The following is an 8166-nucleotide window of genomic DNA, read 5'->3' as shown; positions in this document are numbered from 1 at the left end:
AAATCATCAGCCACCCGCGCCCGCCCAAAGGAACCGTCTACATCGGCCTCAACGGCACGGGCAAGCAACCGTCCACGAAGTCCTGAGACATGAACCGTCCACGATCAGTTGAGACATGAAGTGTCAACGATGAGGTGAGACAGCACACGCGCTCAGGGGGACCACAAGTGATAGCGCAACCGAGGGGCGGCGGCTGAAAAAGGGCAAAAAGAAGCCCCGGCGGCTGACGCCACCGGGGTTCGATTCTTATCTGCGCCGGCCCTGCTGGGGCCGGCCCTGTGCTAGGAAGCCAGGACCTCGTCGAGAACGCTTGCAGCCTTCTCTTCATCAGTCTTTTCAGCCAGTGCCAGTTCCGAAATCAGGATCTGACGGGCCTTGGCCAGCATGCGCTTCTCTCCCGCGGAGAGACCCCGGTCGTGATCACGGCGCCAGAGGTCGCGGACGACCTCGGCTACCTTGATGACGTCACCGGAAGCAAGCTTTTCCAGGTTTGCCTTGTAACGACGCGACCAGTTGGTGGGTTCTTCAGTGAACTCGGCCCGCAGCACGTCGAACACGTGCTCCAAGCCTTCCTTGCCCACTACGTCCCGAACCCCTACCAGGTCAACGTTTTCTGCTGGAACTTCAATGGTCAGATCACCCTGAGCCACCTTGAGCTTGAGATACATCTTCTCTTCGCCCTTGACGGTGCGCATCTTGATTTCTTCAATTTTGGCTGCACCGTGGTGAGGGTAAACTACTGTCTCGCCGACCTCAAAAACCATGTGGACATTCCCCTTTCCCGCAGACCAGTTTATCACGATTAAGGCATACAACTGGCATCAAAAGGTGCCGGGAACCGCATGAATCCGGGGAAAATGGCCTCAATCCACCCCCTCAAACCCCTTGACGAATGCAGATAATAGTGCCTGCGGCCCTAACTGCCAAGAGGTTTCCGGCCCCCGCCAAGCCGGGTCTCGTCGCCGGAGGGGCAGGCTTGGCGGCACTTGTGTGTAGTCGCCGAATCCTTGTTTGCGGCCGATTGCGGCTAGGCTATGGCTGAATAATGTTCCAAGACTCTCAAGGAGTGCGTGACGTGCGTTTCACTGCGATGAACCGGGGCCAGCGCGGCAAGCTGGCAATGGCAACGGCTGCACTTGGCATCGGCCTGTTGTCCCTGACCGGCTGCGGCTACATCAACGCCCAGCAGACCACGGAGCAGTACTCGTCCTCGGACGGAACCCGGACTGATCTCGGTGCGCTGCAGCTGCGCAACTTCATCATCGTCTCCGATGGCGAGGACAAGCCGGGCCGCGTGATCGGCGCCGTGTACAACACGTCCTCCAACGACGTGGTGCTGACCATCAAGGGTGCGGAGGGCTCGCAGACCCAGGTTCCGGTCAAGAAGAACTCCTACACCATGCTCAACGACTCCTCCGACCCCGCGATCCTGAACCCGGCCGGCGCCAAGCCGGGCGCCGTCGTTGACGTCACCATCTCCGAGAACGGCACCAACAAGGACGCCAAGTTCACGGTTCCGGTCATGGACGGCACGATCGTCGACTACAAGTCGTACCTGCCGACGCCGGAGCCCACCGACTCCAGCACGGCCACGTCCACCGAGACGGCAACCTCGACCGAGACGGCCACGCCGACGCCAAGCAGCACCGCCGGCCACTAGCCTCAACGGCCGACTACACGCAAATGGAGGGGCACCTGCAGGTGCCCCTCCATTTGTGTGTCCCCTGATGTTCAACCGCGCCGGTCTTCCAGCTGCCCGGCGCATTGGCCGCCGGGCAGCTTCTTCAGACCCTTAGGGCTCGAACTTGTAGCCCAGCCCACGGACGGTGATCAGGTACCGCGGCGCGGAGGCATCCGGCTCGATCTTGCTGCGCAGCCGCTTGACGTGGACGTCGAGGGTCTTGGTGTCCCCCACATAGTCGGAGCCCCAGACCCTGTCGATCAGCTGGCCGCGGGTCAGGACCCGGCCGGAGTTCCGCAGCAGCATTTCCAGCAGCTCAAACTCTTTGAGCGGCAAGGCGATCTGCTCGCCCCCGACGCTGACAACGTGGCGTTCGATGTCCATCCGGACGGGACCGGCCTGCACCGTGGAGGAGACAAGTTCCTCCGGCTCGCTCTGGCGCCGCAGGACGGCCCGGACCCGGGCCACGAGCTCCCGCGAGGAGTAGGGCTTGGTGACATAGTCGTCGGCGCCCAGTTCCAGCCCCACCACCTTGTCGATTTCCGAGTCCTTGGCCGTCAGCATGATCACGGGTACCCCGGAGCGCTGCCGGAGTTGGCGGCAGACCTCCGTGCCGGACTGGCCAGGCAGCTGCAGGTCCAGGAGCACGAGGTCGGCGCCGTTGCGGTCGAATTCGGTGATGGCGTCCAGCCCGTTGTCCACCACCTCCACCTCGAACCCTTCTTTACCCAACAGGTAGGACAGGGGGTCGCTGAAGGACTCCTCGTCCTCGACAATCAGAATCCTGCTCAAGCGGTAGCTCCTTGCTCATGGACGCCTGCGGCGTCACGTCGTTGCGGTCTGAGGTCCCGGCCGGGCTTTTGGGCAGCGGGCTTGCCCGCTTCGGGGGCGTCGCCGTCGTCCTGCCCTTCTATCTCGGGAAGTCGAATGGTGAACGTCGAACCCTGCCCGAGCCGAGACCACAGGGTCACCTCGCCGCCGTGGTTGGAAATGACGTGCTTGACGATGCTCAGGCCAAGTCCGGTGCCTCCGGTCTGCCGCGAACGGGCAGCATCCACACGGTAGAAGCGTTCGAAGACACGTTCCTGGTCCTCGGCGCTGAGCCCATCGCCCTGGTCCGTCACCGAGACCGCCACGAGGCCGTCCTTGGCCCGGATGCCCACCCCCACCTTGGTGTTCTCCGGCGAGTAGCGGATGGCGTTGTCGATCAGGTTGCGCAGGGCGGTCACGAGGAGATCCTGGTCGCCGTAGACCAAGGCATCGGCGTGTCCGCCGACCACGAGCTGGATGTTCTTGCTCTCGGCCGGCAGCTGGGACCGGTCCACGGCCTCGCTGACCACTGTGTTGATGTCCACCGGGCGGCCCTGCTGCGCGACGTTGGCGCCCTGGAGCCGGGAGAGTTCGATGATGTCCTGGACCAGGGCCGCGAGCCGGGTCGATTCCTTGTGCATGCGCTTGGCGAACCGCTTGACCGCCTCGGGGTCGTCAGCGGACGATTCGAGGGCCTCGGCCAGGAGGGAGATCGCCCCGACCGGGGTCTTCAGCTCGTGGGACACGTTCGCGACGAAGTCGTTGCGGACTTCCTCGGTGCGGGTGAATTCCGTCCGGTCATCGGCCAGCAGGAGGACATATTCCACCGTGATGACGGCGGCCCGGACCTGGACAACGATCGTTCCCTGGCCGAGCGGGCCACGCGGCAGCTCCAGCTGCTCTTCGAGGATGACGCCGTCCCGCCGCACCTTGGCCGTCAGGTCCAGCAGTTGCTGGTGCACCACCGTGTGCCCGCGGACCAGGCCGTAGGCGTAGGCGGCCGGGCTGGCACGGACCACGCCGTCGATCGCATCCACCACAACGAAAGCGCGGCCGAGGACGGCGAGCACCTCCGCGGCGCCCTCGGGCAGCGAGGGATCCTCGACGTCGACGTCGACAATGTGCCGCTGCTGCTCACTCACCCGGAACGCGAGTACGCCGAACATGCCAAACGAGAGGCCGATCAGGCCGGCGATCACGCCGATGAGCATTGGATCCACGGCTCCAGCTTATGCTCTGCCACGTGGCCGAAACCGAAATCTTCTGCGATTCGGGCGCCGGTTCAGCTAACGTTCACCTATTGGGGCGTAACAGTTCACCGGACACTGCAAGAGTTGACAGTTGGAGCGCCGGTAGGTGAACCGAAATAGGCCCGCCACTTATATTGCAGGCAATATTTCCGAGGAAAGGACGCACACGTGCGTAAGGTTTTTCAGGAGGAGCTCGCCCAGGTAAGGGAACAGCTCGTCGAGATCTCAACGCTGGTCACAGAGGCCATCGACAAGGCCACGACAGCTTTCCAGGGCGCCGATATCGACCTCGCCGAGGACGTGATTGCCGCCGATGCCCGCATCGACTTCCTGCAGAACAGCCTCGACGAGCGTGCCATCGACATCCTCGCCCTCCAGGGCCCTGTGGCGAGCGATCTGCGCATGCTGGTTGGTTCGCTCCGGATGAGCGCCTCGCTCGAACGCATGGGCGACCTCGCCCGCCACTTGGCGCAGCTGGCGCGTCTGCGCTATCCGGCGTCGGTGGTCCCGGACCAGCTGCGGGAGACCTTCAAGGCTTTCGCCGAACAGGACCTGCTGATCGCCCAGAAGCTCACGGAGCTGCTGGCAACCCGCGACCTCGGCGTCGCCCGGGAGATCATGAAGGCCAACGGTGCCGTCAACGACCTTCACCTGAGCATTTTCCAGGCGATCGCCCGCAGCGACTGGCAGGAGTCGCCGGCCACTACGGTGGACGTTGCCCTGGCCAGCCGCTACTTCGAGCGCTTCGCGGACCACGGCGTCTCCGTGGCCCAGAAGGTCACGTACCTGGTGACCGGCGCGTGGCAGCCGAGCACCATCGAACACAACTGACTCCGGCCAACCGCGGCTGATCCAGCCGCTGGTACAACGGCACTGATAGCACAGCGCAGGCACAACAACGCTGATACAAAACGACGGCGTCCGGTCACCTTGGGGGTGGCCGGACGCCGTCGCTTGTGCTTTGTGCCCTGCTCAGTGCCTAATCGGGCGGGAGCCGGTTACTTCTTGCCCTGGTTGGCTACTGCCTTGATGGCCTCGGCTGCGGCCTCGGGATCGAGGTAGGTGCCGCCCGGGTTCAACGGCTTGAAGTCCTCATCCAGTTCGTAGACCAACGGGATGCCGGTGGGGATGTTCAGGCCGGCGATGTCCTCGTCGCTGATCCCGTCAAGGTGCTTGACGAGGGCGCGGAGCGAGTTGCCGTGGGCGGTGACCAGGACGGTCTTCCCGGCCCTGAGGTCTTCCTTGATGTCAGATTCCCAGTACGGCATGAGCCGGATCAGGACATCCTTGAGGCATTCGGTGCGCGGGACGGCGTCGCCGAGGTCCGCGTAGCGCGGGTCCCCCACCTGGGAGAACTCGGAATCGTCGGCCAGGGGCGGCGGCGGGGTGTCGTAGGACCGGCGCCACAGCATGAACTGCTCCTCGCCGAATTCGGCGAGGGTCTGGGCCTTGTCCTTGCCCTGCAGCGCGCCGTAGTGGCGCTCGTTGAGCCGCCAGTCGCGCTTGACGTCGATCCAGCCGCGGTCGGCTTTTTCCAGGGCCATGTTTGCCGTGTTGATGGCCCGCTTCAACCGCGAGGTGTAGAGGATGTCGGGGAGGATGTTGTTCTCCACGAGCAGCTCGCCGCCGCGCACCGCCTCGGCACGGCCCTGGTCATTGAGGTCAACGTCCACCCAGCCGGTGAACAGGTTCTTGGCATTCCAGTCGCTGTGGCCGTGGCGCAGCAGAATCAGCTTGTAAGTCATGGTTTTCATCCTAGCCGAGCGGTTGGCGGCGGCGCCGAGCGTTACACCGCGCGCGGTTCATAGCGTGCTTCAGGGCAACGCGGGGTCACTTCCGGCCCATCCCGCGGCCCACCACGGGACATATGTGACCCCGCGTTGGAGGATAGGCTTGGGCGGTGGTGCAGAAGGCTGAACGGGTGCTGGCCCCCCGAAACCAGGGCGGAACGAGAAGCGGCGCGCGCGGCGGCAGGCCCGTGGGCAACGTGACCCGCGGAACCACGAACCCCAACCGGATGCGCCGCGTGGACCGCTGGCTGACCGGGCCGCAGGGCTGGCGGCTGCGGGCCGCGGCCGATCCCCTCGCCGTTGACCTCGGTTACGGCGCCTCGCCGGCCACCGCCGTCGAACTCTTCGAACGCCTCGCCGCGGTCCGCGCGGACGTACAGATGGTGGGGATCGAAATCGAACCGGAGCGCGTCCGGCAGGCCCACGCCCTCGAGCGGCCGGGCCTGAAGTTCCAGCTGGGCGGCTTCGAGCTGCCCGTGACCGGAAAACCCGTGCTGGTCCGCGCCTTCAATGTGCTGCGGCAATACGAGGAAGCCGACGTGGCGGGCATCTGGCGGCTGGTGCAGGACCGGCTGGCCCCGGGCGGGCTGTTCATCGACGGCACGTGCGATGAAATCGGGCGGCGCGCCGCCKGGGTGGCGCTCGACGTCGAGCGGCCGCTGAGCCTGAGCCTGTCCTTGCGGTTCGGCGCCTTCGCGCTGCCCTCCGACGTTGCCGAAAGGCTGCCGAAGGCCCTGATCCACCGCAACGTGCCCGGCGAGAAAATCCACGCCTACCTGCAGGCGATGGACAAAGCCTGGCTGGAAGCGGCGCCGCTGGCGGCCTTCGGAAACCGGCAGCGCTTCGGGGCAATGTGCCGTGCACTGCTCGACGCCGGCTGGCCGGTCCAGGACGGCCCGTCCCGCTGGCGAATGGGCGAGGTGACGGTCGACTGGGAAGCCGTGGCCCCGGGAACTTAAACGGTCAGGCCGGTGTCACCAGGGGCCGTAGGGGCCCATGTTGCGGCCGCGGCCGGCGTCTTTGACCGCGGGGCGGACGTCGGCGAGGTACACGGACGCCGCCGTCACGGCTACAAGGCCGAAAATCCCGAGCGAACTGGCACCGCCGCCGCTGCCCAGCTGCGCGAGCAGGGAGAACAGGCCCACGGCGAACGCGCCGCCGGTCAGGGCCAGCCAGAAGGTCTTGGTCCGCTTCGATACGGCCTCGAACGCGTTGGCCTTGTGCCGGAGGCAATCGAAAAACGCCCATGCCTCCAGGGCAAAGGCCACGACAGCCAGGACCAGGTAAACCCCGGATTCGACAAAGTAAATGAGTATGCGTCCGTCCACTCCCCCAGCCTAGCCGTCCAGAGTGCCCAATGCCTGCTCCAAATCGGCCCAAAGGTCTTCCACGTTCTCAATGCCCACGCTCATCCGGACCAGGTTGTCCGGCACGCTCTCCGGCTCGGCGGCGTGCCGGCGCCGGCGTTCGATCAGGGATTCCACCCCACCCAGGGACGTCGCGGGGAGCCAAAGCTGCAGGGCCCGGATCATGCGGTCCGCGGCTTCCGCGCCGCTGAGGCCACCGTCCTGCCCAACTACCGGAGCCACCTCGATGCACAGGACGGAACCGAACCCCTTCATCTGCGCCTTGGCCCGCGCGTGGCCGGGGTCCGAGGCCAGCCCGGGGAAGCGGACGCCGGCCACCTTCGGATGGCCGTCGAGCCGCTCGGCCAGGATCTGGGCCGAGGCCTGCGAACGCTCGATCCGCAGCGCCAGGGTACGGAGCCCGCGCAGCGCCAGCCACGCCTCGAACGGTCCGGCGATCCCGCCGTGGATGGTGCGGTGGTGCAGCAGGGCGGCGCGGAGACCGGCGTCGGACGTCACCAGCGCACCGAGCACGACGTCGGAGTGGCCGGAGAGGTATTTGGTCACCGAATGCAGCACGACGTCGGAGCCCAGGCTCAGGGGCTGCTGCACCAGGGGCGTGGAAAAGGTGTTGTCCGTGACGACGATGGCGCCGGCCTCATGCGCCGCGGCGGTCAGGGCCCGCATGTCCGCGACGCCGAGCATGGGGTTCGTGGGGCTCTCCAGCCAGAGCATGCTGGCGGCGCGCCCGCCGGCCGGGGCAAGCGCCGCAAGTACGGCGTCGGTGTCCGCGATGTCCACCGTCCGGAGCTCGAGGAACCCCTTGGCCGCCAGTTCGGTGGCCATCGTGACCGATCCCGCGTAGCTGTGCGACGGCATCACGAGCACGCCCTGGGCGGGCACCAGGGACAGGGCCGAACTCACGGCGGCGAGTCCCGAGGCGTAGAGCAGGCCCGGCAGTTCCGCGCCTTCCAACTGGCCCAGCGCCTCTTCAAAGGGGTCCCACGTGGGGTTGGAATACCGGCCATAGCCGCGGTCGCCGTCACCCAGCGGACCCGTGCCGAAGTAGGTCGAGGACAGCACCAGCGGCGGGTTGACCGGTTCGTCGCGGGTGCGCGGCGGGCGCCCTGCCGCCACAACCAGGGAATCCGGCGAAAGCGTGGCGGCCTGTTCTTCAGTAAGACTCATGAGGACAGGCTACGTGGGAGCCCGGCAGGGTACCCAAGCCGTTACGCCGCAGACCATGCGCAGACTAGAGTGTCGGGGATTGTCGGTAGTCTAGAACCGTG

At 65.9% G+C, this 8166-nt stretch carries 9 protein-coding genes; 3 read left to right on the top strand and 6 right to left on the bottom strand.

Annotation, left to right across the window (positions count from 1 at the left end):
• Positions 1–281 precede the first annotated feature (281 nt).
• Complete coding sequence (locus tag AC1DXI_RS14585) at positions 282–764, bottom strand: CarD family transcriptional regulator (protein WP_026266570.1); 483 nt, start codon at positions 762–764, stop codon at positions 282–284.
• Between the two features lie 326 nt (positions 765–1090).
• Here AC1DXI_RS14585 and AC1DXI_RS14580 point away from each other — a divergent pair, with 326 nt between their 5' ends.
• On the top strand, positions 1091–1660 hold the full coding sequence (locus AC1DXI_RS14580) for a hypothetical protein (protein ID WP_476939241.1): 570 nt from the start codon (positions 1091–1093) through the stop codon (positions 1658–1660).
• Positions 1661–1792: 132 nt separating this feature from the next.
• On the opposite strand, the gene AC1DXI_RS14575 is transcribed toward AC1DXI_RS14580, so the two are convergent.
• Complete coding sequence (locus tag AC1DXI_RS14575; protein ID WP_090583992.1) at positions 1793–2473, bottom strand: response regulator transcription factor; 681 nt, start codon at positions 2471–2473, stop codon at positions 1793–1795.
• Positions 2470–3702 carry a sensor histidine kinase gene (locus tag AC1DXI_RS14570; protein ID WP_476939240.1) on the bottom strand — a complete coding sequence of 411 codons (1233 nt, stop codon included), beginning with the start codon at positions 3700–3702 and terminating at the stop codon, positions 2470–2472. The genes AC1DXI_RS14575 and AC1DXI_RS14570 overlap by 4 nt, the downstream gene beginning before the upstream one ends.
• Positions 3703–3909: 207 nt before the next feature.
• Here AC1DXI_RS14570 and phoU point away from each other — a divergent pair, with 207 nt between their 5' ends.
• Positions 3910–4572, top strand: a complete 663-nt coding sequence (phoU, locus tag AC1DXI_RS14565; RefSeq protein WP_476939235.1) for a phosphate signaling complex protein PhoU — start codon at positions 3910–3912, stop codon at positions 4570–4572.
• 167 nt (positions 4573–4739) lie between these two features.
• Here phoU and AC1DXI_RS14560 read toward each other — a convergent pair whose 3' ends face one another.
• On the bottom strand, positions 4740–5486 hold the full coding sequence (locus tag AC1DXI_RS14560; protein WP_476939234.1) for a phosphoglyceromutase: 747 nt from the start codon (positions 5484–5486) through the stop codon (positions 4740–4742).
• Between the two features lie 155 nt (positions 5487–5641).
• On the opposite strand from AC1DXI_RS14560, the gene AC1DXI_RS14555 reads away from it, so the two are divergent.
• Positions 5642–6490 carry a class I SAM-dependent methyltransferase gene (locus tag AC1DXI_RS14555; protein ID WP_476939233.1) on the top strand — a complete coding sequence of 283 codons (849 nt, stop codon included), beginning with the start codon at positions 5642–5644 and terminating at the stop codon, positions 6488–6490.
• A 15-nt stretch (positions 6491–6505) separates the two neighbouring features.
• Here AC1DXI_RS14555 and AC1DXI_RS14550 read toward each other — a convergent pair whose 3' ends face one another.
• Positions 6506–6859 carry a DUF2516 family protein gene (locus AC1DXI_RS14550; protein ID WP_476939232.1) on the bottom strand — a complete coding sequence of 118 codons (354 nt, stop codon included), beginning with the start codon at positions 6857–6859 and terminating at the stop codon, positions 6506–6508.
• Positions 6860–6868: 9 nt separating this feature from the next.
• Positions 6869–8065, bottom strand: coding sequence for a trans-sulfuration enzyme family protein (locus AC1DXI_RS14545; protein ID WP_476939231.1), 1197 nt, complete (start codon positions 8063–8065; stop codon positions 6869–6871).
• Positions 8066–8166 lie beyond the last annotated feature (101 nt).

The sequence above is a fragment of the Arthrobacter sp. P1_H7 genome (genome assembly GCF_056405215.1).
This window is presented reverse-complemented; position numbering and strand designations above follow the sequence as displayed.

Bases quoted from the DNA above. Each gene is read 5' to 3' on its own strand.
- AC1DXI_RS14545 (WP_476939231.1), bottom strand. From the start codon at position 8,065: ATGAGTCTTACTGAAGAACAGGCCGCCACGCTTTCGCCGGATTCCCTG.
- AC1DXI_RS14580 (WP_476939241.1), top strand. From the start codon at position 1,091: ATGAACCGGGGCCAGCGCGGCAAGCTGGCAATGGCAACGGCTGCACTT.
- AC1DXI_RS14560 (WP_476939234.1), bottom strand. From the start codon at position 5,486: ATGACTTACAAGCTGATTCTGCTGCGCCACGGCCACAGCGACTGGAAT.
- AC1DXI_RS14585 (WP_026266570.1), bottom strand. From the start codon at position 764: ATGGTTTTTGAGGTCGGCGAGACAGTAGTTTACCCTCACCACGGTGCA.
- AC1DXI_RS14570 (WP_476939240.1), bottom strand. From the start codon at position 3,702: ATGCTCATCGGCGTGATCGCCGGCCTGATCGGCCTCTCGTTTGGCATG.